At 58.9% G+C, this 26,521-nt stretch carries 34 protein-coding genes; 2 read left to right on the top strand and 32 right to left on the bottom strand.

Annotation, left to right across the window (positions count from 1 at the left end; genetic code table 11):
* Positions 1-112: 112 nt before the first annotated feature.
* The 10 genes from AC07V9_RS20445 to AC07V9_RS20400 form a co-directional block, all read right to left on the bottom strand.
* Positions 113-967 (bottom strand): hypothetical protein, encoded by an 855-nt coding sequence (locus tag AC07V9_RS20445; protein ID WP_495017458.1) that lies wholly within the window; start codon positions 965-967, stop codon positions 113-115.
* Positions 967-1,269, bottom strand: a complete 303-nt coding sequence (locus AC07V9_RS20440; RefSeq protein WP_495017457.1) for a hypothetical protein — start codon at positions 1,267-1,269, stop codon at positions 967-969. Before AC07V9_RS20440 ends, AC07V9_RS20445 begins: the two co-directional genes overlap by 1 nt.
* Positions 1,269-4,829, bottom strand: coding sequence for a TipJ family phage tail tip protein (locus AC07V9_RS20435; RefSeq protein WP_495017456.1), 3,561 nt, complete (start codon positions 4,827-4,829; stop codon positions 1,269-1,271). The genes AC07V9_RS20440 and AC07V9_RS20435 overlap by 1 nt, the downstream gene beginning before the upstream one ends.
* Positions 4,830-4,886: 57 nt before the next feature.
* Positions 4,887-5,498, bottom strand: a complete 612-nt coding sequence (locus tag AC07V9_RS20430; protein WP_495017455.1) for a tail assembly protein — start codon at positions 5,496-5,498, stop codon at positions 4,887-4,889.
* A 59-nt stretch (positions 5,499-5,557) separates the two neighbouring features.
* Positions 5,558-5,962 (bottom strand): hypothetical protein, encoded by a 405-nt coding sequence (locus AC07V9_RS20425; RefSeq protein ID WP_495017454.1) that lies wholly within the window; start codon positions 5,960-5,962, stop codon positions 5,558-5,560.
* Positions 5,963-6,024: 62 nt separating this feature from the next.
* Complete coding sequence (locus AC07V9_RS20420; protein WP_495017453.1) at positions 6,025-6,486, bottom strand: hypothetical protein; 462 nt, start codon at positions 6,484-6,486, stop codon at positions 6,025-6,027.
* Positions 6,487-6,556: 70 nt separating this feature from the next.
* Positions 6,557-7,057, bottom strand: a complete 501-nt coding sequence (locus AC07V9_RS20415; protein WP_495017452.1) for a KilA-N domain-containing protein — start codon at positions 7,055-7,057, stop codon at positions 6,557-6,559.
* Positions 7,054-7,272, bottom strand: a complete 219-nt coding sequence (locus AC07V9_RS20410) for a hypothetical protein (protein ID WP_495017451.1) — start codon at positions 7,270-7,272, stop codon at positions 7,054-7,056. Before AC07V9_RS20410 ends, AC07V9_RS20415 begins: the two co-directional genes overlap by 4 nt.
* Entirely contained in the window at positions 7,269-8,273 is a 1,005-nt protein-coding gene (locus AC07V9_RS20405; RefSeq protein ID WP_495017450.1) for a Rha family transcriptional regulator, read from the bottom strand. The genes AC07V9_RS20410 and AC07V9_RS20405 overlap by 4 nt, the downstream gene beginning before the upstream one ends.
* Positions 8,251-8,412 carry an Arc family DNA-binding protein gene (locus AC07V9_RS20400; RefSeq protein WP_495017449.1) on the bottom strand — a complete coding sequence of 54 codons (162 nt, stop codon included), beginning with the start codon at positions 8,410-8,412 and terminating at the stop codon, positions 8,251-8,253. Before AC07V9_RS20400 ends, AC07V9_RS20405 begins: the two co-directional genes overlap by 23 nt.
* Here AC07V9_RS20400 and AC07V9_RS20395 point away from each other — a divergent pair.
* Entirely contained in the window at positions 8,411-9,082 is a 672-nt protein-coding gene (locus AC07V9_RS20395; RefSeq protein ID WP_495017464.1) for a helix-turn-helix domain-containing protein, read from the top strand. The genes AC07V9_RS20400 and AC07V9_RS20395 overlap by 2 nt on opposite strands.
* Positions 9,083-9,166: 84 nt before the next feature.
* Here AC07V9_RS20395 and AC07V9_RS20390 read toward each other — a convergent pair whose 3' ends face one another.
* From AC07V9_RS20390 to AC07V9_RS20295, 20 genes are all read right to left on the bottom strand, one after another.
* Positions 9,167-9,625 carry a type II toxin-antitoxin system YafO family toxin gene (locus AC07V9_RS20390; RefSeq protein ID WP_495017448.1) on the bottom strand — a complete coding sequence of 153 codons (459 nt, stop codon included), beginning with the start codon at positions 9,623-9,625 and terminating at the stop codon, positions 9,167-9,169.
* A 288-nt stretch (positions 9,626-9,913) separates the two neighbouring features.
* Entirely contained in the window at positions 9,914-10,678 is a 765-nt protein-coding gene (locus AC07V9_RS20385) for a C40 family peptidase (RefSeq protein WP_495017447.1), read from the bottom strand.
* A gap of 2 nt (positions 10,679-10,680) precedes the next feature.
* The gene (locus AC07V9_RS20380; RefSeq protein WP_495017463.1) at positions 10,681-11,409 is read right to left on the bottom strand and encodes a phage minor tail protein L; all 729 of its coding nucleotides are present in this window, start codon (positions 11,407-11,409) and stop codon (positions 10,681-10,683) included.
* Between the two features lie 7 nt (positions 11,410-11,416).
* A complete protein-coding gene (locus AC07V9_RS20375; RefSeq protein ID WP_495017446.1) occupies positions 11,417-11,779 on the bottom strand; it encodes a phage tail protein in 363 nt (120 codons plus the stop codon).
* 1 nt (position 11,780) lies between these two features.
* The gene (locus AC07V9_RS20370; protein WP_495017445.1) at positions 11,781-14,690 is read right to left on the bottom strand and encodes a phage tail tape measure protein; all 2,910 of its coding nucleotides are present in this window, start codon (positions 14,688-14,690) and stop codon (positions 11,781-11,783) included.
* Between the two features lie 10 nt (positions 14,691-14,700).
* Positions 14,701-14,949: a DUF1799 domain-containing protein gene (locus AC07V9_RS20365; RefSeq protein WP_495017444.1), complete on the bottom strand. Its 249-nt coding sequence runs from the start codon at positions 14,947-14,949 to the stop codon at positions 14,701-14,703.
* 62 nt (positions 14,950-15,011) lie between these two features.
* On the bottom strand, positions 15,012-15,395 hold the full coding sequence (locus AC07V9_RS20360) for a phage tail assembly chaperone (protein ID WP_495017443.1): 384 nt from the start codon (positions 15,393-15,395) through the stop codon (positions 15,012-15,014).
* A gap of 3 nt (positions 15,396-15,398) precedes the next feature.
* Entirely contained in the window at positions 15,399-16,052 is a 654-nt protein-coding gene (locus AC07V9_RS20355) for a phage tail protein (protein WP_495017442.1), read from the bottom strand.
* Between the two features lie 68 nt (positions 16,053-16,120).
* Positions 16,121-16,531, bottom strand: coding sequence for a phage tail terminator-like protein (locus AC07V9_RS20350; protein WP_495017441.1), 411 nt, complete (start codon positions 16,529-16,531; stop codon positions 16,121-16,123).
* On the bottom strand, positions 16,528-17,184 hold the full coding sequence (locus tag AC07V9_RS20345) for a hypothetical protein (RefSeq protein ID WP_495017440.1): 657 nt from the start codon (positions 17,182-17,184) through the stop codon (positions 16,528-16,530). Before AC07V9_RS20345 ends, AC07V9_RS20350 begins: the two co-directional genes overlap by 4 nt.
* 1 nt (position 17,185) lies before the next feature.
* Positions 17,186-17,575, bottom strand: a complete 390-nt coding sequence (locus tag AC07V9_RS20340) for a hypothetical protein (RefSeq protein ID WP_495017439.1) — start codon at positions 17,573-17,575, stop codon at positions 17,186-17,188.
* Positions 17,576-17,577: 2 nt separating this feature from the next.
* Entirely contained in the window at positions 17,578-17,955 is a 378-nt protein-coding gene (locus AC07V9_RS20335; protein ID WP_495017438.1) for a hypothetical protein, read from the bottom strand.
* Between the two features lie 10 nt (positions 17,956-17,965).
* On the bottom strand, positions 17,966-18,415 hold the full coding sequence (locus AC07V9_RS20330; RefSeq protein ID WP_495017437.1) for a HeH/LEM domain-containing protein: 450 nt from the start codon (positions 18,413-18,415) through the stop codon (positions 17,966-17,968).
* Positions 18,416-18,465: 50 nt separating this feature from the next.
* A complete protein-coding gene (locus AC07V9_RS20325) occupies positions 18,466-19,443 on the bottom strand; it encodes a major capsid protein (RefSeq protein WP_495017436.1) in 978 nt (325 codons plus the stop codon).
* A 3-nt stretch (positions 19,444-19,446) separates the two neighbouring features.
* Positions 19,447-20,184 carry a hypothetical protein gene (locus AC07V9_RS20320; protein ID WP_495017435.1) on the bottom strand — a complete coding sequence of 246 codons (738 nt, stop codon included), beginning with the start codon at positions 20,182-20,184 and terminating at the stop codon, positions 19,447-19,449.
* Between the two features lie 87 nt (positions 20,185-20,271).
* Positions 20,272-20,754 (bottom strand): DnaT-like ssDNA-binding protein, encoded by a 483-nt coding sequence (locus AC07V9_RS20315; protein ID WP_495017434.1) that lies wholly within the window; start codon positions 20,752-20,754, stop codon positions 20,272-20,274.
* A gap of 23 nt (positions 20,755-20,777) precedes the next feature.
* Entirely contained in the window at positions 20,778-21,869 is a 1,092-nt protein-coding gene (locus AC07V9_RS20310) for a minor capsid protein (protein ID WP_495017433.1), read from the bottom strand.
* A complete protein-coding gene (locus tag AC07V9_RS20305; protein WP_495017432.1) occupies positions 21,811-23,250 on the bottom strand; it encodes a DUF4055 domain-containing protein in 1,440 nt (479 codons plus the stop codon). The genes AC07V9_RS20310 and AC07V9_RS20305 overlap by 59 nt, the downstream gene beginning before the upstream one ends.
* On the bottom strand, positions 23,250-24,740 hold the full coding sequence (locus AC07V9_RS20300; RefSeq protein WP_495017431.1) for a terminase: 1,491 nt from the start codon (positions 24,738-24,740) through the stop codon (positions 23,250-23,252). Before AC07V9_RS20300 ends, AC07V9_RS20305 begins: the two co-directional genes overlap by 1 nt.
* Before the next feature lie 3 nt (positions 24,741-24,743).
* The gene (locus AC07V9_RS20295) at positions 24,744-25,361 is read right to left on the bottom strand and encodes a hypothetical protein (RefSeq protein WP_495017430.1); all 618 of its coding nucleotides are present in this window, start codon (positions 25,359-25,361) and stop codon (positions 24,744-24,746) included.
* A gap of 146 nt (positions 25,362-25,507) precedes the next feature.
* Here AC07V9_RS20295 and AC07V9_RS20290 point away from each other — a divergent pair, with 146 nt between their 5' ends.
* Positions 25,508-25,771 carry a hypothetical protein gene (locus tag AC07V9_RS20290; RefSeq protein ID WP_495017429.1) on the top strand — a complete coding sequence of 88 codons (264 nt, stop codon included), beginning with the start codon at positions 25,508-25,510 and terminating at the stop codon, positions 25,769-25,771.
* A gap of 23 nt (positions 25,772-25,794) precedes the next feature.
* On the opposite strand, the gene AC07V9_RS20285 is transcribed toward AC07V9_RS20290, so the two are convergent.
* Together AC07V9_RS20285 and AC07V9_RS20280 are read right to left on the bottom strand one after the other, a co-directional pair.
* On the bottom strand, positions 25,795-26,241 hold the full coding sequence (locus tag AC07V9_RS20285) for an Ntn hydrolase family protein (protein ID WP_495017428.1): 447 nt from the start codon (positions 26,239-26,241) through the stop codon (positions 25,795-25,797).
* A complete protein-coding gene (locus AC07V9_RS20280) occupies positions 26,238-26,504 on the bottom strand; it encodes a hypothetical protein (RefSeq protein ID WP_495017427.1) in 267 nt (88 codons plus the stop codon). The genes AC07V9_RS20285 and AC07V9_RS20280 overlap by 4 nt, the downstream gene beginning before the upstream one ends.
* Positions 26,505-26,521: the final 17 nt, after the last annotated feature.

Raw genomic sequence — 26,521 nt, 5'->3', positions numbered from 1 at the left:
CTGTGCCAGTGCCCGCAACAGTATTCGAATTTTGGACGACAGAAACCGTCCCGGCTTTGTACCAGGGCATATGGATTCCTTCATATTGCGTTAGGTTTAGGCACTCCTCGCATCAGAGGAATGGAAATGGAAGTCCAGCGGTGTTTATAACCAGCGCCTGGGGAAGTCGATCAACTAAAAGCCCAGTCATCTGCGGAGAAGCAATCAAACTCGTAACGTTTCGCATCGTTGTTGCGCCAGCCGTGCTGAAAATAAAACTAATGCCTCCTGAGTACCCGTATGCGCCTTCGGCAAAGCCAAGTTGATATGGCGCAGTTCCGGTGTATGACGGGGTCAGGACAACAGTCGCACCTCTTGACCATGGTAGACAGGCGGCAAAATCGCCTGCTCCAAGTGCGATATCGACGATGTTGTGCGAGACCACGAGGCCGCCAGACGTGCCGCCGGTGGAAATCACATCCCACCGCCCGCCGTTGTAGGCGCTGCCGTAGTAATTGCCAGGGGACATCGCCGGTGGCGGGGGGGCCTGAATTACCGTGGCAATATTCAGCGCCGGTTGCAGGGAGTTGAAAGTTATCACGCCAGCCTGATTACGAGTCTTTACGTACGGCCTTCCAGCAATGTTGTCTGCCATCAGGTCGAAGACATAGGCCTTAGTAGAAGTGCTCGCCGCCGAATAGATGAAGGTCACGCTTGACCCAGATACGGACGTTCCTTGCAGAACGCCTTTGCCGACCAAGAAGCAAAGTGGGCTGCGGGCATTGGCAACGGTGATCGTGTACATCTGCTCGCCAGTGGAATCTGGCTGTTGTGTCCATGAAGATGCTTGGTCGGGGTCGACGTTATTGCCCTTGATGTAATACCGCCCCCACATCTCCTCAACTGCCAGATAGTCGCTTTTCACAAGGCCATAAACAATCTTGTCGGTATCAAACAGAAGCTCCCCATTTTCCTTGCGAAGCTTCATCAGTAATACCCGTAGTAGATTCTGCAATTGGCGGCGAAATAACCCCAGCCGTTAGGGTTGAATGAATACGCCCAAGACAGAACATTGTTCACCAAAGACACCGCGGGCCTTTTTCCCTTTTCTCTTTGAAGATCAACCAGCGGGACGATGATGAAATATGACGTCTTGCCCGCCGGAGGCGCTGGAATAGCAAAACTTCCATTTAATCCTCCGGTGTCGATACTTCCCATCGTCTGGCTTAGTTTCATCGTCAAGTTGATTGATACGGTGCCGTCAGGGCGGCGGATCGTGATCCCCGCCATTACATCACTGCCTCAAGAATCACCACGCCGCCGGAAACCATGTAAAGCCCGCTCTCATCGAGTTGGATGTATTTCCCATTCGTTGTACCGTTTCGGATCAGCAGTTGACCAAGGTTGAAATCGATCTGCATGCGCGGTGTTCCGTACAGCGTGTAGGTGGCAGAGTACAGCGTTGATCCAACCACACCGTTGGTGACAGCGAGCTTGCTGATGAACGCATCCCTGATGAAGGTCTGCCCATTCTGCACGGTAAATGGCGTGTCGAAGCCGCCAGATGCATTAGGATTGACGACAGAGAATCGGTCAGCATTAACCAAGAACTGGCTTTGAAGGCCGCCCGGCCCGTTTTCAATACCCAGGCCAATGCCTGCGAACTCGTATTGGCCCTGCGCGTTGACCTGCATCCTTACGGACCAAGAGCCCGTCACCTTGCCGTTTACACCCGCAATTGCTTGCGATTGGGTTTGGATGTCAGCAGTGTTCCCGTCAACCTTCACTCCGACCTGTTGAAGCGCAGTCGCGGTCGCCGAATTGTTGTCGGCAACCACTTGTCGCAGATCCGTGACCTGAGCCTTGTTGCTGTCGACCGCGGCAGTCAGTTGCTTAACCGTTCTCGCGGTTGCCTCGTTCGCGCTGGCAGCTGCCTTCGACTCAGTGACGATACTGGCGGTGCTGCTCCAGCCTTTGAGCGCATCTACCAGTTCACCTTCACCGTTGTCCTCTCGGTACGCCGCCCGCAGTACAGCCACGGTCGATGCCTGCGAGGTCAGTTCGCCGTTGATCTCGGTGATCTGGGTCGTGTGCGTCTCGACCTGTTCAGCGAGGCCTTGGGTAGTTTCCAGCAGATCGCCGACATCCGCCCAGTACGCAGCATTCGGCGGCGGTGTGTTGACCGGCACGTCCTGCTCCGCCTGGAAGATGCGGCCGTCCACGACGATCATCTGCCCTTTGGTGTAGGTCGCATCTGGGTCATAGGCTTTGAGGCCGTCCAGCGCGTCAATCTGATCCTGCAGGACATTGATCAGATCAATCTTCTCCTGCAACTCTTGGCCAAGATGCGATTCGTTGATCTCCCCAGCAATCTGATCAAGGACCGGATCGGCATCCATGCTGCTCTGGCCAACCACGCCAGCACCAGTCGGGTAGAACGGTCCAATATTTCCTGTTCGGTCAACCAGGCGCGCCCAGAAAAAGAACGTCACGCCACCCTTCAGGCCCTGCAGGTTGTACTCGGACTGGGGGTAGGCCAGGTCGCTGAGCTTTGTCGCGGCCTCCAAATCAGGCGTCGGGCCGTACCAGATCTCCGTGCGCTGGGTGTCTTCCGCACCTGGTGGGAAAGTCCATTTCAGGTGAATGCCGAAGATCAGCGGCAGCGCCGTCAGCGAGGTTACCGCCGGCGGCAGGCCTTCTTTGCCGTTGAGCTGGGTAAGGATCGATGTGCGCCAGATCGACGAGATGTCATAGGCGCTCACCGCACGCACCCGGGCCAGGTAAGCACCACGGTAGATGCCGGTGATGTCCACGCTGGTCGCGCCTGTGCGCTGCACCTTGATCCAGTTGCCGTTGTCCTTGCGCCACTCGACGTCGTAGCCCACGGCGCCATTCACGGCAGGCCAAGTGATCGTCATGGTGGTGACGGCCAAGCCCTGGGCGATCGCGGTGTTCGACGTCAGCGTGACGCTGGCCGGGGCCGGAACCACCGTGATCGGGATGACGCTGATCGGGCGCTCTTCCAGGCGCGCGCCGGTGTCGATGAAGGGGAACTTGCTTGGCTCGAACTGCACGGCCGCGATTTCGTAGTCACCCTCGGTGGTGCGTTTGGTGCTGAGCACGCGGTAGAAAGGGATCGCGAGGTCGTCAGCGTCGAGTGCCCATTGCAGCTCGGCCGTCGGCGTCTCGCTGTACGCCGTGGTGACGGTGATCGCGCGACCGGATACCGACTGCACGGTGCGGCCTTCAGCTTTGCCGCTGGGCAGGTTGATGATCAGCCGGTCACCGGCCTTGGCCAGGGTGTCACGGTCAAGTGTCACGACGCGCCCGGCCCCGGCGGCGATCCGGCCGCCGATCTCACGGCCGGCCAGTAACGAGTCAGCCACCGGGATAATGAAGCCTGGGAGCGGGATCGCGCCTTCCATGCCGGTCTTGAACGTGACGGTCCGGTCCTGATTGTTGCTCAGCACCACCCATTTGCCGCGGCGCTGGGCTTCGGATGCCCGCGTGCAGCCAATGGCGCTTATCTCGACTGGCTTGTCGCCGAAGCGGCGCTGCAGATCGGGGTCAGAATAGGCGGTTACGTCGGTGTCGTAGTTGTTGGCCGGGTTGTCAAAGCTGACGATAGCGCGCGAGTAACGGGTTTTGCTCGAGGCGCTGCCGTACGAGAACTTGCCGTCGATCACGTTCGCGCGGGTGAAGACGTAGTCGAAATCCTGTGTGCGCGGCATATCCGCCTGAGCGACCAACTGGCCCTGTGCCCAATAGGTCATGCCCCGGTAAATCGCAGAGATGTCGCGCAGCAGCGTCCAGGCCTCGGCCTTGCCCTGCAGGTTCATGTCGCAGAGGAATCGAGGCTCTTGCCCGCCCGCGCCGTCGCCGACCAACTGGTCGCAATACTGGGCAATCCGGTACAGCTCCCATTTGTCAACCATGAAGGGCTTGATGCGCTTGCCCAGGCCGAATCGGTCAACAGTGCAAATCCCGTAAGTGATCCACGCCGGGTTGTTGGTCCACGCCTGCTTGAATGTGCCGTCCCACACGCCCGTGTAGCTGCGAGTCACCGGGTCATAGTTGCTCGGCACCTGCCACTTGCGGCCGTTGCAGTCCACGGTCACCGCCGGGATGTTGGTGAACTGCTCGGCGTCGAACTCGATGTACAGCAGCGCGGTGTTCGGGTACCGCAGCTTCGCGTCGATCACCTCGGTGTAACCGGCGATCAGCATGGTGTCAGCGATCTTGTTGCGGTTCTGGTTTGGCGTCAGCCGACGAACGCGGATCTGCCAGCCGAATGTGGCCGCTGGAAGATCGATACGACGAGACCTCTCGTAACGGGTGGTCGTCTTGCCATCGACAGCCTCGTCCAGCACCTGCTGATACGCGCCGCCATCAGTGGCAACATCGACGGCATACTCGATCCGGTAGCCGCCAACGTTGCCGTTGTCGTCCTGCTGCTGGAGCGCCGGCCAGGCGAAACGCAGGCGCACGGCTGATAGTTGGGTGTTGGTCAGGGAACGAACCCAGGCAGTGTCGCTGCGCAGCTCGACGTTTACGGTGGTTTCATTCTCCACCGCAGGGATGCCGGGGATGTAGGTCTGATCCACCGCGCCGGTGCGCCACTCCCACTTCACATTCGGGAAGTTGACGTTGCCGCTCGCGTCATTGATCGGCGTGTTGTCGAGATAGATGTTCTGCGCGCTGGGCACGCCGTCGAACTCGCCCTCGCCCACGGCGATCAGGATTTTGGCCAGGTTGGTCGAGCGCAGGCTGTCAGCGGCCTCGATCGGAGTCTTGGGGCTGCTGCTGCCGCCCTTCTCGCCGGTGATTTCGATCTTTGCAGCAGCGCCCATTCTTTTCTCCAGGCATAAAAAAACCGCCAATCGGCGGTCGGGTCATCCAGTTCAGAATCAGGTCTTGTCTTCGGCGTAGATCGAGGCGCTGATGATCGCGCCGCCCCAGCGCCGACGGCCGATGCAGATCGGCACCGGGTTGCCGCTTGCGGTGGTGTTCTTGGCGCTGCCGAAGGCGTACGAAGGCAGGTTCTCTGGCGCGGCGCTTTGCTTCAGGCCGGAGGCTTGCGGGCTGAGCATTTGAATAATGCCGCCAGCCGTAGATGCGATCCCGCCCGCAATGAGCGCCGCACCTTGCGCAGTGGTAGACCCGTATGCAAAAAAACCGATGACTATCAGTGCGACACCCAATATGGTTTGCATGACCCCCGCTCGTTTGCTGCCATTGATAACTGGCACGATTTTAAGGGTTCGAGTGCCGCCCAGGTCGAAATCCTTCTCGCCAACATTTTCGCCATTTCGAATAATCGCGAATCGGATTCCGAGGCGTCCCAGGCGGACTATTTCCTCAGAAAATCGATCGCCGAGAGAGCAGCGCAAAGCCTTGAAAACCTCATTGGTGCTGCCGGTGTCGAGCACGTAGTCCTTTTTTCGGAAGAACTTCCGCCCAAGGATAGAGCTCAGTTCGATGGTGGTGCGTGGCGTGTAGTGCGCTGCTGTTGCGGCCATGATTTCTCCCAGTCGAAAAAAAACCCGCCGATGCGGGTTCAATTTAATAATTCGCTCTTTCAGATTGCTGTAGGTGAAATATCAAACGCGTCACCTGACAGCGTGATTCTACGTCGCGTAGTTTCTCCAGCCTTTACGTCAACTTCACGCTCAACCAGCCCCCAACCACCGCATGCAGCACTTGGCTTAACGCCCAAGATGTGCTTTCCAGCGCGAATCCCAAAACGCGCCACTTCACCCGAGGCAAACTCAGCAGCTAGGGTCCCGTCGATATACAGCCTGTAATTACAGCCAGCCCCATACAAGCCGCTGTCACGCGTGACCAATAACTGAGCATCTGATTTTGCCGAAAAAGCAAAAAGTCTACTGCTAGGTACCGGATCTGCGTTCTCTGCTGACACCGGTGATGTAGAGCACCCGGCAATTGAGAAAAGAGCAATGGCGCTGAGAGCAAAAACGCGCATGGGAAATCCTTCCAGTGGAGTAATCCTCTGGAAAGCTACCATACGCGTCGATGTAGATGGAATCAGTGCCGCCTTTCAGTCACAAGGTCTCCGGTAGAGCATTGATGAAAGACTTTGCGCCAATGGGCCATCAATGCCTCATCCGGCGGCATGCAGCACCATCCCAAGAATTGCTTAACTACCGGATGGTGCCCGCCAGCCGTTTGAATAAGAACATCAGGGTTCATGCCGTGCTGTGCACAGAACTCAAGCCAAACGACCTTGGCTGCGTTCATCTGAGCCATGATTGGCGGCGGGTTGTCAGAGGCTTGAACGGCCAATGCGATGCCGCGCATTTCCAACTCAAATCTTGTCGCCACGTTCAACAGCATTCTGGTTCTGTCTAGGTACTCAAGACTCTGAACTTCAACCATTTGGCGTGGGCAGGTGTCGACAAGTCGCCTCACTCGATCAAAGTCGTGGCTCGCGGTAGCTTCGATTGTGAGCTTTACACGATCTTCAAGCTCTAGATTACTGTAATCCATCGGGTCTATACCTTCTTGGTTTCGGTACGCCGAAAGCCCCGCCTAGGCGGGGTGCTTCGAGTTATGCAGTCTATGCCGCGTCGAGACCGAGGGTCATCTGGAGTTGATCGCGCCAATGATCCACATCATGAACAAGCCGAGGCTTTTGATAGCGAAACCTCGCAAGTGCGCTACCTCCGAGACTTGCAACCTTCTGAGCATCACTCAAAGCTTTGCAGGCCTTCTCGAATTGTTGCATCTCGTTTAGCTCACCATGGAGCAGAGCATCAATGTGCAGGTCCGCCCAAACCGCGAACCTTGCATCCAACCAGCGAGCGAAGCCGACAGCTAGTTTTGGGTGGAGCCACGTTCCCCCACCCCTGCCGCGTTGCCCAATAATCAAATCCCCGGATTCTCGGGTATTTAGCGCCTCGGACAGAGCGGCCAGATATTCCTTTGTTTCTGCGTTCGCAAGCCAGTGATCAACGCGCTTTCCATATTTTTTTGCGATCTCGGTGGCGTTCAGCCAGCCGTCGCTGTTGAAACGAACGGCCTGACCTTCGAAATTAAACGGGATGATCGCTGAATTCATGCCGTTTTCCTCATCTCAACCGAAACCGCCGCACTCGGGCTGAATCCATCCAGAGGCATCAGGCTTTTCTCGCTAACCGAATAGCGCTTGCCCTCGACAAGGATCATCCAGCTATCTTCAATCTTGCGGATGAGCTGGCCAGAGCGGCCAATCAAGTTGGCACGCTCCGGGCTGAGGATCAGGGCGCGTCCGCCTGCTTTGAGGTTGAAGTTCATGCTGCATCCTCCAGCTTGACCGCGTAACGCTTCGGCTCCGTGAAAAGCACGTTCATTCCGCTGACCCAAGATTGGAACTCCCGAAGCTTGGCGCGATAGGTTTTCAGCTCACACAGTGCGCCTTCAACCTCGTAACCGTGTTTTTCCAGTTCCCGCAGAATTTCCTCGCAAGGCGTTCCCTCGCTCGGGATGCGGCGCAGATCTTCCAGCGTTACGTCGAGCCAGGTGTGCTCACCGGCTTTTTCGATCAGCATGCCGGGGCGACGCCGAGTCAACACTTCAACCGGGAAGTGGATGCTCAAGCGATCAGCTTTCTTCTCATGTGGAAGGTACTCACCTTCAATCCCGTAGGCAGCGACGAAGTTGCAGGCAGCCTCCATCTGGTCGCCAGGAATCAGTTCAATGCGTGGAACGTTGAAGCGAGCGTGCAAGGCTGACGACATCTTCATGGCAGCGCTGCGCTGGTGCGAAGCATCCAGCTTGGCCACTCGGCAGCGAATCACGTTGCTGATGATTCGCGCCCCTTCAACACCTAGAGCTTCCTGAACCGCTTTTGCAACCAAGCCTTGGCTGGATAAGTCAAGCTGCTCAGCCATCCAGTTGAAAGCGGCGATGTAGCCTTCCTTTACTGCCGCGGCCCTCTTGCCGGTGAAGCCCATGACCAGAAACATAAAGCCGTCTTTGGTCATGTCCCACTGAGGCAGACTGCGGCCCGAGCCGTCGATGTAGGCACTGAGCGTAAAATTGCGCTCAGTGAAATCGGTGGAGCATTCCAGGCCATCGATCTTGCGCAGCACGTCTTTGTGAAGCTTGCCGAATCCTTCTGCGACCTGCTGGGTGGATGTGAAGACCTCGCCGTTGCGGGCCTCCACGAATTTGCGCATGTCAACCACTGTGTTAGTATTCATCACGACGTTCTTCCTAGTAGATTTACGTTCTGCTTCATGAGCCTCAACCGTTGGCGCGGTTGGGGCTTTTTCATGCCTGTTTGACTTGCTCATCTTCCTGCTCCAGCGATTTCCTCAGACGGAAAACAATCTCGCCGCTCAGACTGCGGCCGTTCTCTGCCGCCTTACGCTCCAATCGCTCCCTCATCTCGCAAAGCATGCGGACTGCTGTGGTGATTTTAACTGTGCTCATGCTGCTTCCTTTGTGTTGTTTCTTTTTGTGTAGTTTTGCTTCCTTTGTTTCACTTGTCAACACGCGTGTGTCTTTTGTTGCTTTGTATGCTTCTAGAAGAATACGCTTTGCTGCGAAACCGCTTTATGAGGCCAATATGATCGACTTCTTCGCTGACAAACTGATCCGCCTACGAACAGAGCGGGGGCTTACCCAGCGCGATCTTGCTGCGCTGGCGGGCGTGTCGTGGTCTCAGATTTCAAAGTACGAGTCAGGCAAGTCAAAGCCGAGAAAGAAGATTCTCTGGGCTCTCGAGGAGGCGCTGAACTGCAAAGGTGAGCTCTCACGACTGGCCGAAGGCAACGAGGTCGCTTTAAGTATTCCGGCCGGGCTATACGCGAAACTAGAGAAAGCGGCATCTGATGCAGGAATGTCGATGGATGAGTATGGAGCTTTCTTTCTCTCAAGACTTGTCAGCTACAGCCATGACGAAATGCTCGGTATCCGCCCACCGCTGCTTTTCTCCGCAGATGACGTCAAAAAGGCGCAAGCGCGCATGAAACCTGGAGAGAAAGAGGCAGGAGTAAAGCGCAGGCTTAAAGAGATAGCTGACAAAACAGACGATGAGTCAATGATTCTTGCTGAGATTCGCGAGCGCCAGAAAGCGGATGGTCGAGTAGTCGAAGAATAGGCTCGTCAAGCTTACCTAGGCTAGTTCATCTATTTCCGCATACGAAAAGCCCAGCACACTGGCTGGGCTATAAACGGTATAAGGCTACAGAAACCCTGTAGAAATCCAATCGTCTGAAGGGAAGTGCTTGCCGATCGCTGACCTTTCAGTCTCGAAAAATACACCCAGCCCCCTCACTAGATCTGGCTGCTCCATGAAGGCGTGCCCAGGATCAAGGACAGTGAGCAACAAATAAGGATTGCCGCTCATTTCGCCAAGCTGACCATAAACAAGGACCCGATTTGACGTGTAACGCTGCGGGTCATCGATGCCCGACTTGAGCTTGCGATTCCATTCCCCAGTAACGGATGGCTCTTCGAGATGGACCTTCCGAAGCTGCATGTCCACAACACTTTTGGGCTTCTTAAACGCAGAGTCCTTGCCAAAGGTATCGCCGGGCCCTATACCTCCCTCACGCCATAGCTTGAACTCGCTGACAAGGGAAATGGCTTCACTTGGCGGCATTTGCAGCGTAAGTCGCCTGCTCAGGATCACTGCTGTCATTTAGATCGGGACTTTTTGCCTAGCTCTACCAGGTAATCACCGTGATCCTTGGCCACATAATCCAGCGTCGACTGATTGAGAAAAGCAGGGCGACCACGAGCCATCTTGCGCTCATAGGCGTTTAGATTGGCTTTCTTCCCATCGGTTGCAATGTGTGTCATTTGGTCGGCCCGCGGCTCAATTTGGTATTCGACTTTGACGCGTCGGTCAAGCAATTATACCTTGTGCACAACCGTTTACAACCATTCACAACCATTTGCAACAGTAAGCTAAATTGCTCTGCCGACCCTATTGTCGCCGACTGACGTCTTTGTGCCTGAGGATGAGGCGTGTTCTGTCATGCCAAGGCCCACCGAAAACGATGATCTCTGACGGCTTGCCATACATGTGGTGCAGCAGGAATGGGCCAGCGCCGTGCACTGCCGATGACTCGCCGGGCAGTTCCGGATCAGAGCCGAGGTAGATTCCTGCGTGGTTCGGGTGCTTGGTCCGGCCTACCTCCATCACGATCATGTCGCCGCGCTGCGGGCTTCCGACACGCTCAAAGCCTGCTGCCTCGTAGGCTTGTTCATACAGGCTCGGGCCGTCGGCGTGCTCCCACCAGCCGTCCTGCCGCTTGAAGGCTTCAAACTGCAGCCCCCATTCTCGTTTGTACCAGTCAGCGCAGACCTGCCAGCAGTCCCAGGCACCGTGCACGAACGGCCGACCCAGCAGCGGCGTGTGACCGGTGGGCACGACGGTGCGCAGATCGCCCTCTGGCCAACTCAGGATGTGCCAAGGCAGTTCCGTCGCTTCGCACATGGCCAGATCGCGCGGCGAAGGCCTGCTGGTGGCGTCGGGGTGCGAGTGAACGATGCCGATCACTTCGCCCAGGTCTTCGGCCGCTGCGTAATCCTCCGGAGCGATCCTGAACTCTTCGTTGGGCTCGCTCGCGGTGTTCGCGCAGGGGATGTACTGCTGCTTCCGGCCGATGGCTATCAGCAGACCGCAGCACTCACGCGGGTACTCGGCGGCTGCGTGCGCCTGCACCGCCTTGAGGATGTGTTTCAGCATGGTCAGCTCCGGGCGATCAGTGAGACAGCGGGAAAGCCGCCGAAGTTGTTCTGGTTGCCCGATCCAAACCGGACCACGCAGCCGGTGCCCAAGCAGCCATTGCACTGATCCTTTTCGGGATCGTCGGTAGGATTGCCGTCGATGTCGTAGTAGCGGCCCGTGTACTGACAGTCAGGCCCCCTGTATCCGCCGGTCAGCGCCCAATGGCAAAGCGTGGTCATCTGCCGGCCAATCGATTCGCCGCCGACATCACCTGGGCTCGCCATCTCCCACGAAACCGTCTCGCCATCCTCGTTGGTCTTCTGGTCCAGGTACCAGACCTCGATCGATTCCTGGGTTGGATCAGCGTTAGGGTTGCCCGCCGGGAAGTTGGCCGCGTCCAGGTACTTACCCATCGTGTGACGCATGGTCACTTTGAACTCGAGCAAATCCTCGAACGCCAGGCACAGCGCGGTGATCCGGCCATTGACGTTGCCCACTGACAGCGTCGGACGCACAGCGGTGCCGTCGCCATTGGCTTCGATGCCTTCAATCTGCACAGGCCAAGCACCGTACTCCTCGCCCTGCCAGAAAATGGGCTTGGCGGGCAGCTGGTCAGCGCTCTCGCCCGCAACGATCAGCTCCTGCGAGCTGTACGGGATGCGATGACCATGGAAGCGGAGGATATCCGCGCCGTAGTCGGTCCCGTCCAACTCGAACAGAATCACCTCACTGCCCGGCTCAAGCCGCATCAGGTCGCTAAGTAGAGGCACTGTCGACTCCTTGGGGGTGGAAAGCCTGGTTGAAGGTGGCGGTCAACTTGAACTGGCCGCCTCCGATTGGTGTTGGTACCGGCTTCTCGCAGGTGAACAGCCCCAGCACCCCCAGCGGCGTAGTCCAGAGAAAGGCCTTCGCGCCGGCATGGCGGTCAAAGAATGCGATGATCTCCTGCACCTTCGCTTTCGATCCGGTGTAAGTGATTGGGTACGACTCTTCCTTGTTGTTCGGGCCGTCGGCAACCAGCTGTGTGTAGCCATCGCCAAACGGTGATTTGCGCACCCGATACGTGATGTCGGGTGAATCCCCCGTCTGGGTCGGCCAGTTGAATCGTTCGATTGCCATATCAGGTCCTTGTCTGCCGGAAACTCACGCCGCCCGGGCGCCACGAATCAGCAACCGCCTTCTCGGCCGCTTGCTTGATCTGGATTTGAAGATTTTGCGCGAGGGCAGTCTGATCGAGCTCCATGCCTTCGGAGCTGCGGTCCTGCGTCACGATGCTCACTGGCGCACTGATCTGGATGTTCGATCCGCCGCCACCGATAGCCCGAACGCCCAAGGCGCCGCTTGAGGTCCGGGTCAGAGGCATGACCGCTTCGTCGCCCGCCTCTCCCATAACTCCCAGCTTGCCCCCTGCCATCCCGAATGCGGTTGGCGAGCTGACGACGCTGTTGGTGAAGGCTCCGCCGTTGGCGAACATCTGCACGCCATTGAGCCAGGCGCCACCGTCAGCCTGCGGGAAGTAGCTGGCCGAGTAACCGGCTTGCGAGGCGCCCAAGCTTGAAGATGTTGCCGCTGCCGAGCCAGACGCAAACCCGTTAGCCCCGCCCGAGAAATAGCCCAGGCCAGCCCCGAAGAGCGAACTGAGCAGCGAGGACGAGGCCTGCCGCGTAGCAATCCGCGCCATGTCGGCAAGGATCGACTTCGCGAAGTCCGAGAACGACAACTTTCCGGTCATGGCGAAGTTGACGATTGCGTCCTCCATGCTGCTGAAGGCGTGGGTGAACAGCGCCTTCGTCTGACCGGAGATGTCCCGCGCGCTGTCGAGGTAGTTTTCCCAGGCAGAGGTCGCGCCATTGGTCCAATCGCCCTGGGCGGTCTGCACGTCCGCGTAGTTCTTCCGGATCTGGTCGGTTGCCTTTTTATTGGCATCGGCGAGAGCCTGGGACTTCTTGGCGAACTCCTCCTCCGACATGTTTCGCGACGGATCAGACTTCTGATTCGCGAGGTCCAGCGATTGCTGGGCGAACCGATCTTGTTGCGCATTGAGCTGCGCATCGAGCGCGTTTTGCCGATCACCGCGACCAACGCCCAACACAGCGCGCTGCCCGGCCAATTCCAGGGCCTTTTGCTGCTGACCCAAAGCCTGCACATACGAGTTGATTGATCGTTCCTGCTTGGCAAGCCTGCCCTCCTCGTTGGTCGCCAGCACCGAGAGCTCAGTGTCAGCATCCTGCTGCGCCTTGACCATGCTGGTCCTGGCATCGGCTATCTTCTGATCGAGCAGGATACGCTGCTGAGCGGTGGTTGAGGTTTTGTCGCGAGTCGCCTCCAGTGCGGAGATCTCGGCCAGATAGGCGTTGGTGACTTCTTCCTTCTCCGCCTGGATCAGCGCCGCGCGTTGGGCGGCGTACGACTCTTGCGAGATGATCCCGGCCTTTTGCTGGGCGTCCAGGTCTTTCTGTGCGTTGCTGTAGGTCGCGGTCAGCGCCTTCAGCTGATTCTGCGTGTCGTTGAAACTGGTCAAATCCAGCTGGTTCGCCGGGCCCGACAGTTTTTTCTCGTACGATTTGCGGATGTCGCTGATGCGCTGCTCGATCTCCACCTGGGAGCGACCAGAACTGAGGCCTTGGGTGCGAGCCTCGGCGATCTCCTTTTCCATCTTTTGCTGGTCGGTCAGGTATTTCAGACCATCAGCCAGCCATTTGTCCTCGCCCGCGATCTGCTGACGGCGGCTCGACTCTTCCTGTCCAGTCAGCGCGGCCTTCTGCTGCTGAAGGTCGACGGCTTTCTGGGCTGCCGCGATTTGCTGCTGGTAGTAGGCGACCAGCTTTTGGTTTCCAAGCTCCTGGGCATCCTGCAGCTGGCCCTGTAGCACCTGTAAACGGAACAGCTCAGGACTGGCTTGCAGTCCGGTCTTCAGCTCGTTCCATGCGCTGCCAATGCTCCGCTGTACCTCGTTCCAAGCTCTCGCAAGGCCGCGAGTGGAGTCTTCCATTTCCTTGTTGCGGCGGGTCATCTCATCCGCAACCGCGGTGGACAGGGTCTTGATCGCCCCCATCCGGTCGCCCTGCTCTTCCAGAGCCCGGATCTGATCGTAGGTGGACTGAGTGATGACGCCGTATTTGTTGCTGTACTCGACAGCCAGGTCTGTGACCTTGCCTTTGGTAGAGGACAGCTGGTCAGCGATGCTGGCCGCGCTTTGCCCAGTGGCCGCCGCCGTCTCGGTAGCTGCTCGAGCAACCTCCTGAAACACCTCGCCGGTGAGCCTGCCATTCTGCGCGAGCGACAGGACTGCCTCGCCAGCCTCGGTGAAGTGCCGGCCATCCGCCAGAGTGGTAGCGAACGCGGACAACTGGTCGGCCGTTTTACCGACAACGCCACCGGTGCTGATGACCGCCTTGTTGTACTCGTTGAACTGAGACTGCGAAGACAGCAGCGCCGCGCCTAAAACGCCTACGGCAGCAGCCGACAGCGTGAATGGGTTGACCAGGCCCAGCACATAGCCGCCCATGGCCTTTGCGGCTGCACCTACACCCCCAAAGGAGTCTTTGAGCTGACCCCCTTGCTGAAGCAGGACGGTGAATGGCGCCTGACCGCCCTGAAGGCTGGTGACAATGTCCGTAAACTGTGAAGGCACGGTCCGTAGAGCTGCGGCAGTTTGCTTGGCCGTGTTGCCGGTGCGCGATAGAGAGTCGTCGAACCTGGTGAGGTTCGCGCGAGACTGATCGATCTTCGTCTGGTATTCGCTGAACGTCGCAGCGTCCAGGCCTACACCCTTGTGCTTTGAAAGCTTGGTTTCCAGCTCATCCAGACGGCCCAGAGCCTTAACCGTCGGATCAATCTCGCCCAGCAGGTCTGCCAGCTCATCTGCCTGGCTCTTGATGGCCTTGGAGGCTTTGTCAGCCCCCCGCGCGACACCTTCCGCAGCTTTCTCGGCCCGTCCGCCCGCCGCCGTGAGCTTGTCGAGGTCGGAGCTCGCCTGCGCGGCATCGGTCGAATCGACCTTGATCCCGAGTTCAGCAATCGATGGCATGCTCGCTCCGCTATTTCGATTCGCTCATGACGAGCAAGGCCTCAGCCTCCATGACCCGCAGGTCCTGGAAGGCTTCGGTGATTTCTTTGCGCTTCATGCCGAGCATGGAGCCGGTTGGAGGAATTGCGGTGTAGTCGAGGCCGATCGCCCCACCCATACCCACACGCCACTGAGTTGACATGGCCTCAAACAGCCTGAAGGCAGGCCAGAGGTCCGGTAGCACATCGTGCTCAACGTCCGGAATGTCAGCCTTGGTCATGCCGAATGCAGCCAGATCAGCGTCCGACGGCCCAGACTCATACAGAATCCGGGCCGTCGAAATCAGTTTCCCAAGCGAGCTGGCTGATAGGCGCCCTGGTAGGCATCCAGCACGGCCTGAGGCGCACCAATGCAGGTGGTGACCAGCGCGGTGATGGCTTCATCGTCAAACTTGTCGTCGAAGCCCCAAGCGGAGACGATGTCCTTGATCTGGCTGACCTGCATGGCGATTTCGGACGCGGTTGCCTCCTGCCACGACGTTCCAAGCTCCTGAGCTTTTGCGGCGTGCTCCTCACGCGCCGCGTTCCACTTGTCGAACAGTGCCGATAGGGCCAAGCGATCGAGGTACTTGAACTCGAATTCCACGTCCACCGGCTTTTCACCGATGCGCGGGATGGCGACCTTGGCTTTGAAGGTCGGGTTTTGGGCAATCTTGATCTTCGCCATGGCTTACGCGGCCGCCTGATAACGGGTAGGACGGGAGGCCAGCGACAGGGTGATGGCGCGGGTCATGATGTTGTTACGCGACAGCGCAGGGGTCGAAGTGATCGACACGTAAGCGTTGTAGTAGATGACCGACCCGTTCGGTAGGGTCAAGCGCAGCGGACGGGCTTCCTTGTCTTCGTCAGCGGCCTCGCAGACAGGCACGTACGCCAGAGCAGGGTCGTCCGCGACGGTGACGGTCATGCTGATTGGCGACTTGGTGGTCGGCAGTTGGCGGTCTTCATCTTCCTCCAGAAATCCGAAGGTAGTGAACTGCTGGTCTCCACCGCTGGTGGCCACGTCGGTGATCTGGCTGATTTGAGCCCAGGCGCTGACTTCGCGCACCGAACCGACACCTGCGCCGGGGGTGTAAACGGTAGCCTTGGTGGTGTCGATGCCTTCCAGATCAAAGGTGCCACTGTCGGCATCAGAAACACGCACGACCTTGTCGTTAAGGCGCGTCCAGCCGGAGTTCACGACGATGATGTCCCCGGCGGCCAGGCCATGGGCGGCAGCAGTGGCGACAGCAGGGTTTGCGTTGCTCAGTGCGGTCACGCTCTTCGCAGCGCTCAGGGTTGCCGCGATTTCCAGAATTGCGCCGTTGGGCAGTTTGAAAGCCATGTGGGTTTTCCTCGTACAGAAATGAAAAAACCCGCACTTGGCGGGTTCTGGGTTGCCCAACGGGCGGTTCAGTTGGTATCGGCGCGGTACTGAAACGACGCTGATACGGTGAGCGTGTTGTCGCCTTGAATCGGTGGACCGGGCTCAACCGGTGTGAGCACCATTACTTCGAAGCTGCCCTGCCTCAAACGCAGGTACGCCGGGAAAAGGCCTCCAAGGTCGTCTACCAAGCCCTCGGCATCGCCAGTTCCATTACCGGCAGGCGTCACAACGTTGATCTGAAACACGCCGGTGTAAGCGCGGTGGTCGCCGGAGAGCGTATTGGTGTTCGTGCCTGCCGGCAGAGTGAAAGCGGCGAGGTAGGTTTCGTCTGGTTCCGGGTCGAAGCTCACGCCCTGATACGCGATGCGCAGGCCGCGCGCGGCAGCCCATACAGCAAGGCGCTGCTCAAACAGGGAGCGGATGACTTTGTGGCTCATACCTGGTTGTTCCTGATGGCTTCCAGAACGATTTGCTGGAACCGCGATACAGTAATGCGGACCATGCCGCCCGGCGCCTGGGTCGAGTGCCCATATTCAAGCGGGATTGCATAGGGCAACGAGTTGGTGATGTAGGCCGTCTCACCGGCTTTGAATTCGATCGCACCGTCGACAATACGCGCAGTGGACTTGCGCCCGCTCGGGTCGACCTCGTCCGTCGTGGCGTTGTCAGGCGACCCGATGCTGAACATCCAGTTACCACGGAAGCGGCCGCCGACGTAATCCTTGCCGGAAACCAGCCCATTCACGTTGAAGTTCTGGACCCGCTCAGCTTTGGTCAGCGGCTTGGCGTATTTCACGCCCTTGCGCAGATTGCCGGACTTGGTGAAATTGCTGTCGTCGAGATTGATCAGCGTGTTGCGGACGGCAACCTTGAAGTCGTAGTCATCGGCGGCGCGGGTGTTCTTTTGCTGATGCGCGACATTGGCAGCCCAGATTTCCGGGTTGCCCACGGGCGACATGCGGATCACGCTGCTGCCCAGCTCGATGACTATCTCGCGCAATGTTGCGTCGATCGCCAGCTGCGCCTGATCGGCAAAAGCCTGGATCTGAGCAGCGAAGCCGCCGCTCAGTCCTGAATATTTGGAAGCCATATCACTTCCTCAGTTGAACCGTCCAGGTGGCGCCCGCGGGATCCTGGCTCACGTTCAGCACCCGCTTCGCCGCGATGATGTCGCCGATCTTCGGCTCGGCGGGTGTCGTCGTCGGCAAGCCAGCAACAGAGATGAACAGCTCGTTCTGGAGGATCAGCAGCTTCTCGTCGGTGGTCTGAATCAGGGACCCATCGATCTCCTTTGCAAGGTAGCTGCCGAAGGTCCCACGCCCGGTGTAGGTAACAGTTCCTCCAGTGGTAGTGCCAGTGGACGGGTCATAGACCGGGGTCGACTTGCGCGAGCCTTCCACGGGCTTCACCGCGTCGGCCAGGCCGTCCGGATCGTCAAACGCTTCGGCCAGCTCGGCCTGAATCTCTTCGCGCATTCCCATGGCTACACCCGTTTGAGCATGATCGTGCCCGAGCGCTTGACCCACGGCGCCAATAGCGCGAGAGCGAAATTCTCGCCGGCGGAAAGGTCAGTCGAGCCTTCCGCATAGGTTTTGCTGACGGAAGTGCCCGACTGAGCCGATACCGTCTTGCTCAGCACTTCCTTCTGGGTCGCTTTGTACAAGTTGCCCGCCGCCGCTTCCTTCGCAACCTGAGCGCCTGCAAGCTTGATAGCGTCAGGGGTCGGATCGGCAACAGGTCTATTAATCTTGGCCGTGAGCCAGGCATTCGCCATCGCCACAGCAAGGGCCGCATCACCGGTGCCCGCCCAGTCAGGACCCAACTGAGCGATGACATCGGCCACGGTGATGAAGTCGGTCATGTGCTTGTCCTTATTCCTTCGGCACCAGGGCCTGCAGCTCTTCTTTCTTGGCGGAGGCGTCGAACGTGATGTTTTTCGCGGTCAGCCAGGCTTTGAGGTCGTCGACCTTCATTTTCAGCGGGTCGGTTTCAGTGTTGGTGTCAGCCTTCGGCTTCTGAGCGGCGATCGCTGCTTCGATCTCTTCGGCAGCGCTGCGGGAGGCGTAACCCACTGGCGGGTAATTGCTCGCCTGATAGCCAGCCTCAACAAACTCAGCAACCGTCGGGCCGTCAGTACGCAGTCCGTTTTCGTCGGCGCCGGTGACCTTGATGCCTGCTCGCTTGTAGGCCTCGATGATGTTGGGGTTGTCGCCCTGCACGAAAACATCAGTCGCCGCGCTGATCACCCCGAAGAACTCACTGAGCAGTCGATAGCACACACCGGGCTCGGTGCCCGGCTTGTCGGTGTAGATCACTTTCATGATTCGCTCCCTTGCAACGGAGCGCCCGAAGACGCCCCGTCACAGTTGGATTACGGGGTGGTGGTGCCGCTGATCACGGCGGCGAACGGAACCTGCTTGCGGTCGAAGACGCGCTCCCAGTTCGCAGCAGCAGCGTACTGAGCGGCGGTCGGACTGAGGTTCTGGTTGTTGCTGCCTTTCCAGCTGAAACCGGCAGGCTGCAGGATGAACGTCTTACGCTCCCACAGGACTTCAGCACCACCACCGTTGCCGCCGCCTGGCTTGCGCTCCAGTTCGACCGGAACGGCTGGGGTGCCCTCGCCGTAGCCGAAAGCGCCCTGGCCGAAGAACACCGACAGGTAGCGACCCGCGCCGTAGACGAGGCTGTCGTCCATGAACACCGGCTTGCCCAGATAGGTGGCCAGGATGATGCGACCGTCGGAGTCGCGCAGGTACTCGATGAGGTCCTGCTTGACCATCTGGTTCATCACCACGGAGTGCACGCCGATCGCGGAAAACACGTCGGCAGCATCGCCAGAGGTGAAAGCAGCATCCTGGAAGGCGCCAGCGCTGATGGTCGCACCGGCGTCCACCACCATGTCACCGGCGTCGTTCGCGATGTTCGATGCGATCACGCCGCGCGCCGCGCCGAGCAGGTAACGCTGCCAGCGGCGGGTCCAGTAGGTGCCGAAGCGGTTGCGGATGTGCTGCATCGGCTCGGTGTTGGCCAGCTCGGACGTCAGGTCAGCAACACCATAGCCTTTGTTGAGGTATAGCGTACGGGCGCGCATGGTGCCCTGCTCTGCCTTGCCTACTTCACCCAGGTCGTCCGGGTTGTCGTTCGAGATGTTCGGCTCTTCATCAGCATCCAGATCCTGCCAGTAGCTGATTTCCGAGGTGCCTTGGCCGTTCTGCGCGATGGCGTCCAGTTCAGGCGATTTGACGATGATCCCGGATTCGAAGACCGCAGTCTTTTCCGGGGAGTTGATCGGCGCGATGGTGCCGTAATAGTCGGCGACAAAGATGTCCGCCAGTTGGGTCGTTGCCATGGATTAGGTTCCTTTGGTGGCCAAGAGTTTTTTGAACGCATCGGGGTTGTCGCGGGCCAGCGCAGCGCGCTCGGACTCCGTGTACTCGCCCCACTTCTTCGTGGCCTTGCCACCGTTGTCGCCGGTCTGCCCGGCACCCTGAGCCCTTGGCCAGAGGTGTGTTGCTGTTTCACGCAGCGATTCCGCCCATTCGAGCGGCGACAGAGGCGTCTTGCCGTCCTTGCCGTAGATGACCTCGCCATCACGGTCGGTGGCAATCGCCTCGCCGTCTTCGCTGAGTTTGAAGGTGCCCTTGGCGCGCAGGATGATGTCCTCGGCAGCCTCGGGCAGCGCGCCGGCCTTGATGGCAGCGGCACGGATGGAGTCGGCCAGCACTTTGTCGCTGTAGCGCGCAGCGAACGCCTCTGCCTTGTCGGCCCGAGCTTTTTCGGCGGCCAGCTGCTTGTCGTAGTCGCCACGAAGGCGCTCGGTGCGGCGAGTGATGACCTCGTCGAGCTTGCCCTCGGCAATCAACTTGGTCTCTTCGTCCTGGCCGACCTTGGCGAGCAGCCCTTTCACCGCGTTGATGTCCAGGCCCTCGAACTGAGTCTTGAAGCCTTCCAGCTCGGTCGTGGAGGTCTTGAGCTTGCCAAGCAGCTCAGAGTTCTTGTTCTTGAGCCCGGCAGTAGCAGCTTCGACTGCAGCAGCGATGGCGTCCTTTACGGCCTGGTCTTCAAGATCAATCTGGTTTTCGTCAGCCACTTGGTGCACCCCTTGGGTTTGATTTCCCGCTTTGCGGGCATAAAAAAACCCCGGCATGGCCGAGGTCTGTGAAGTCTTAAGGTGTTGCTATTTCACAACGCTTAATCCACGCATCACCAGATAGTCGGCGAACTGCGTGCGACTCGCGACCCACAAGGGAGGGTCAAGCATTGATCCCTCCGTGCTGCGTGAGAGCGGAATCAGCGTTCGACCGTCGTAGCCATGGGTTGGCTCGTGGACCTTGAACCCGTGGTCAGCAGCGTACATTTCGATAGCCAGCATCACCTGCCCGTGTCGGATGCCGTAAGGAACCAAGGCCTCACTCAGAAATTCGTCACGCAAAATGATTTCTCGACGCGGCCAAGTCAGCGGCTGGGTCGGCGAGACTCGCGCACCCTTCCAGAGCATCGCCTCCATTGCCGCGCAGGCCCGCAATAGGTATGCCTCTTGAGAGAGATGACCTTCAGGTATCGGGTATCTGTAATAGCTGCCGTGAAACTGCAGCGATTCAATGTCGGCGTAACTGTTGGCACCATTGTTTGTGCCTCTTCCGTGTTCGACGATGATCATGGCGCGCCCTTCATGCTGGGCGATCAGCTTACACCAGCACGCTTGAACATTTCCGGCTCGATCTCTTTCAGTTCCGCCAGGGTCAGCGGCTTGAATACTTTGTTGAGTTGCAGCTTTGCGAACTTCTCAGGAGAGAGGCCGCCATTGCGGAAGAGCTTTCCTCGAACCGGGCCCAGTGCCGCATCCTGAAAGCTCGCAGGCTGAGTGGCGAGCCAGGTGTAATAGGTCAGCGAGGCATCGACCTGCCCGCCTCCGCTATCACCAACCGAAGCGCGAGTGGCGCCCTCCGAGAAAAAGTCATCCAGCCGAGTCACAGCCGTGGTTGTTGACCGGCAGTTGATGTGTGCCGGCGGCAAGGGCCCTTTACCCACTTTGAACACGCGGCCGTCTAGCCCCTTGCACTGCTGTGAGGTCTTGCGATCCAGCGTAGAGACCCAGCGGTAGCCTTCAACGACATCCGGGTTCGCCTTCAGTGTTTCCATGCGCGCAGTCGTGGCCACATGCTGGATTGCGGTTTGCACCACAGATGCCGCGTTGCGGTTGCTGATTGCCAGAACGCCGTCAGTGAAGTTCTGCGCGGCGGTACCGCGAACAGCCTGGATGATTTGGGCGTTCGTTTGGCCTTGGCCGAAGCCGAGCCTGATCGTATTGGTAACCCGCATCGTTTCGGCGCGTGTCCAGCCGCTGAGGAATGGCTTCAGCAGCTTACCGCCGTCAAGGCCAGTCACTTGCAGCGGATAAGAGAACACTGCAGCGCGGATGACAGCATTGCTCGGCACCACAGCATCAATCGAAAACGCATGATTCAGGCTGCTGGCCTCAAACGTCGACTCATAGAGCGCGATGTCCACCAAGTCAGCCTGAACCACATCGGCGTAGGCCTTGTAGATGTCCAACAGCTTGCCATCGACGCGCGCCAGGAACTCTTCCAGACGCTGACGGCTATAGGTCGTGAGCTCCTTGCGGGTGAGCTGGTCGCGAACCAACGTGTCGATCTGGCGCAGGTACTTCTCAAACTTCTTCACCTCGCCGGCCTTGAGCCGCTCAAGCATGACGCTATGCCGCGTCGTCTGCTCCAGCAGCTGCCCGTCCTGATCCAGCGGTACCGTCGCCATTGTCTTTGTCCAGATTGATACCAGCGGACTCACGTTCGTCGCTGATCAGTTCCGACTCGTCGTCGTAGCCCCGCTCGGGCAGCTTGCCGGTGGTGAGGTACAGCCAGTAGGTGTCGGCGCTCACGGTGCCGGCCATCACGGCCTTTTGCAGCTCCGCCAGCACCTGAGGATCGACAACTGGCGTGATGAACTCAGGCTTGACCGTGAACGTCACATCGTCGGGGTTGTAACCGGTCCACTCGGCCGCATAACGCAGGCCTTGCTCAATCGCTTCTGCGACGGACATGACGATGCTGTGCAGCGTGGCGTGCTGGTCGTTTTGGCGGGTCTTCCGGGCTTCCCCTGACTCGGTACCGCCGGTGGCGTCCATGACCTTGGCACCAGCTTCAAGCGCAGCGCTCTTCTGGTCACTCATCGCCGTGCGAACAGCCTCGATTCCCGCGCCCTGGAATTCCAGATAGCCGCATGAACCGCTTGGGCCCAAATCCCATGCCGCAGATGGGCCGGTCACGGTCAATTCCACCTTCTCGTCCAGGCCGGCGACCCACGGCTGCGGGTGGCTGGTCTGGTGCAGCGCGGTGAAGTAGTCGGCACTCAGCTGGTAGGACTTCACGGCGGCGCGCGCCATTGTCAGCAGCGGGACTTCGTCGACGTCCGGGGAGTTGTCGGTAGAGCCGCAGTAGATGACCGGAAGGTAACCCAAGCCGCGCACCAGTTCATTGTTGTTGCCGATCGCACCGAGTGGTCGTTCGTCCTCGATCAGTTCGCCGCCCTCGTCGCGCACCGCCGTGTAGCAGACGCCGTCGACCATGTAGAACTCGCGGTAGACCGTGGTGCATTCATGACTGTAACGGTCCTCTGCCTTCCGCCGGAACTCGCGGAACACCGCCAGCACCAGGTCCTGCCGACCGCCTTGGTCTGCAGTGTCCCAGTTGATGGCGTTGCGTGTGGCATAGGTTGAGAAGTACGGCTTGCCGCTGTCGTCGACGTTCACCACCAACGGGATGCGCCCATGTGAGACTGTCTGGCGCACCATGCGCAGGAACAGCTGCTTGAGGTCGAAGCCGTCAGCAGTGGCGTTGTCTTCTAGGTCCTTGAGCCCGGACGGCAGGCTGATCTCAGGGATCAGCCGGGAGACCAGGCCCATCATCGAACGCAGAGAGTCGCGCACCCAGTGCTCGTACTGGGCCCGGTCGCGGTAGTTTTTGTAGAGGTAGGCATTCCCTGCCGCATCGATCTTTTCCGCCTCGACCATGCCAGATGGCTTGGGCAGATACTTCGCGCTGCGATTGATCGCGCATTCGCCTTCGAGCGCGTCGTCCATCATCTGCCACTCGGGCAGATGGACGTCGTACTCTGGATTTGTCGATTGAACAGGCATTACGCCAAACCTCCAATTCGGCGGACGCCGCCAGTGCGCTTGCGTCTTGCCATAGTGACTGCGAAATACCTGAACCCGTCTGCCGGGTGTGACGACCAGTCGTGAAGAGGCTTGTCCTTCCAGCAACCGCGCTTGTCGTCCCACTCTTTGCGGTAACTCTCAAGGGCTGTGATGCCCTCCTCACACTTCGATTCGTCGAAAGCGCATGCAGGCAGGATCTCGCGCGCCTGCTCGATGCCTTCATCGATACCGAGCTTCGGCACGACATTGAACTTGAGGCTGTAGCGCTGGCCGTCGATCTCGTAGCCCTCACGGGCGAGCTCGCGGCGGGTCTTGCCGTCGCTGCCGAACTCGCGGTTGTCGATGTCGTGCGGGCCCCAGTGCTCGCCGTAGGTGTAGCCCCGATCCTTGAGCACCTTCATGTAGTGACGCAGGCCTTCGCCGCTGTTCTGGTAGAAGTCGATGATGTGGAACTCTTCACCGACGATCCGCACGAACCAGATCGCCGTGGAGTCGCCGACGCCGATGTCCCAGAAGGTGTGGACCGGGAGGTGGCTGTTGTCGGGCAGCACGCCGATGCGCTGCGCCGCGTAGAGCTTCGCAAACTGCTTGGAGTAATACGCGCCTTCCACCGACTGCTGGAATGCCTCGACGGGAATCGACGGGTATTCCCGCTTCATGTCGTCGCCGAGTGTCTTTTCCTTGGCGGCGTACCAGGCGCGCTGGCCGGGGTTGGTCACGATGCCGTGTTTGGCGGCCAAGCCGTCGAAGTAGTCAGTCAGCCGCTGCGGGATGATGACGCCTTCAGGATCGAGCCAATAAAACGGGTTTCGCCACCAGCTGAAGAAGAAGAACTTCCAGTCCAGCAAGCCCAGCGGAACGCCGGATAGCTGCTGTTTCTCTGCTGCCTGGCTGTAGTCGAAGAAATACCCGGCCCGGCCTTCAGCCGTCGATTCGATTGTGACGAAGCAATCTGCAGCCACCGCCTCGAATGCGCCAGTGACGATCTCGCGCGCCTTGTGCGGAAACTTGGCACAGATCTTCCCGAACTCAGAAACGTGCAGGTAGCGCAGCGTGCCGCCCCGGAACGACGTTGAGACGTAGAGCGAACCACCCTTGCTGAACACCAGCTCCCCAGCAGCGTCATTGCGCGCCGGGTTCGCTGCCCTGATCTCCTTGGGGAGGTTGTCGTAGGCGTACTTGACCTTTTCCCGGAACAGGCGCTTGGCGTCGTTCAGTGTGTGAGCGATCAGCGCACACTTCGCCGACTCGAACAGCGCGGCATCCAGCTGGACGATACAAACCAGCGTGGTGAATCCAAGCTGACGCGCCTTCAGAATAATGTTGCGGGTGTGCATGCCCTGGAAGTAATCGATCTGCTCCTGCGTCATGCGGAAGCGGACTTTCTTCCCGAGCTTGTCGGTGATGAAGTACAGGTTGTTCAGCCGCCAATACCGATCCCGGAGCAACTTCAGGTGCTCGGGCTTCATCGGTCAGGCTTCCTTCGATAATTCATCCATCAGCTTGGATAGAGTGTCTTCTTCGCTGCCGCCCTGTTTAACGTCGAGGTCGTAAGCCTGCCGCTCAAGCGCAACGAGCGTCTTCAGCGTTTCAGCGAGCTCTCTCATCGTCTTGGTTCGAGACGGCAAAGCGCCCATCTTGTTGGCCAGTGCCAGCGCATCAGCCATGGCCTCACCGTCGTCGTGGTCGGCATCCTTGAGCTGAGCGATCAACGCTTTGATGGTGCCCTGCTCATCGGTCAACGCTTCTAACTCATCAAGCAGCTTGTTGGTGAGCCGGCGGCTGCGCGAAATGTCGCTACGGTGAGCCATTCGGACATTGGCGATGACCTCGGCATTAAGCTCGATGATCTCCCTTTCGGTATCCGGCGTTTTGGTGGATACCGGAGTGGATACCGTGCGCTTGGATACCAGCGAATCAGCTTTGGCCTTGATCTTGGCCTTGAGGTCTCGCTCCCACCCATCACGCTTTGCACGCTTATTGATGGCGCCGTGTGTGATGCCGTGGGCTGAGGCGATCTCGCGTATAGAAAGCAGACCGGCGCGGTAGGCGCGTTCGATTGCCTCCCAGTCGGGTTGGTTCTGAGCCATGCGCGCCTCTAAAAATTTTCCGAATCTTGTACATCATGTTCTTGAATTGATATCAGGTTGACACCAACAATAGGCCCAACAGCTGACATTAGAATGGCGCCAGCAATTCGTCATGCTGTGAATTAATCTACAGAGGAGTTAGCAGCATGAGCCCAACAGTTGGGATGTTCAGTTTTCTGTTCGCAGGATTGTTTGTGGTGCTTTATCTCATCGCTCGGCAATTGCGCCGGGCAGTCGCTTACGCGAATCGCACCGCTCCTCCGCAGGAACGCGCTGGTGTCTACTGCGTAGTCGTCGCTATTCTCGGCTTCATCGTGGGCAGCCTTTATCAGCCTCTCCACGAACGCGGCGTCGCCTGCGTTGAAGCATCTTTGCCCGTAGTGCAGTGCGTTTTGTTTCCACCTAAGTAGGAAGACAAGCAGCGCATGCCGCACTAATCCTGCGGCACCTCCGCAGCCTTTATCAGCACCGTCCGAATCGTCCCACCGGTGCTGGTATCCCGCTTTGCTGCAATCTCCACCGCCTGGACAGCCGTTGCGCCCATGTCCATAGCCGCGAAGGCGTATGGCGTTCCGCTGCCGATGGCGTACGGCCGATCCATCATGACCGGAGCCTTCCACAGGCCGCTGGTGTCATCCACCGCAACCATCATCAACTTGTCGCCGTCCAGTACCAGGGCTGAGACATCGATGTTGCCGTCAGGCTTGGCGCCGAAGTACACGTCCACCAGACGTGGATAATCCGAGACCGCCCCGGAGCAGAAGAACTTCACTCCCTCCCGCTCCAGGCATTTCTCGTAGTCGTCGTAAGTGATGACGTCTCCCCGGGTGATCTGGGAGTCATAGGCGATGACGCCGTCTTTGTAGGCGATGGTCGTCACAGGATAGGCGCCTCGCCCACTCGAAATGTTTGATTTGACCACACGTGGCCGCCGCAGTAGATGACTCGGACTCGGCCCCATTCTGGGTGGATATCGACAGTCTTCCCGTCGCTCGTCTTCAGGGGCAAGTCGTGAGCAACAATCACCCCGGCCTTGACGTCGGCATAGATCACGCTCTTGCGCAATTTGCCGTCAATGATCACTTCGCGCTGCCCCCGCCCATCGTCGTACCAGTGGACGTGATCGCCGTATAGGTCAGGCATGATGCTCTCCGGGCGCG

The organism is Pseudomonas sp. GW821-FHT02A11, assembly GCF_059421985.1.
Note: the sequence above shows the minus strand (reverse complement) of the source record. Positions and strands in the feature narration are given on the sequence as shown.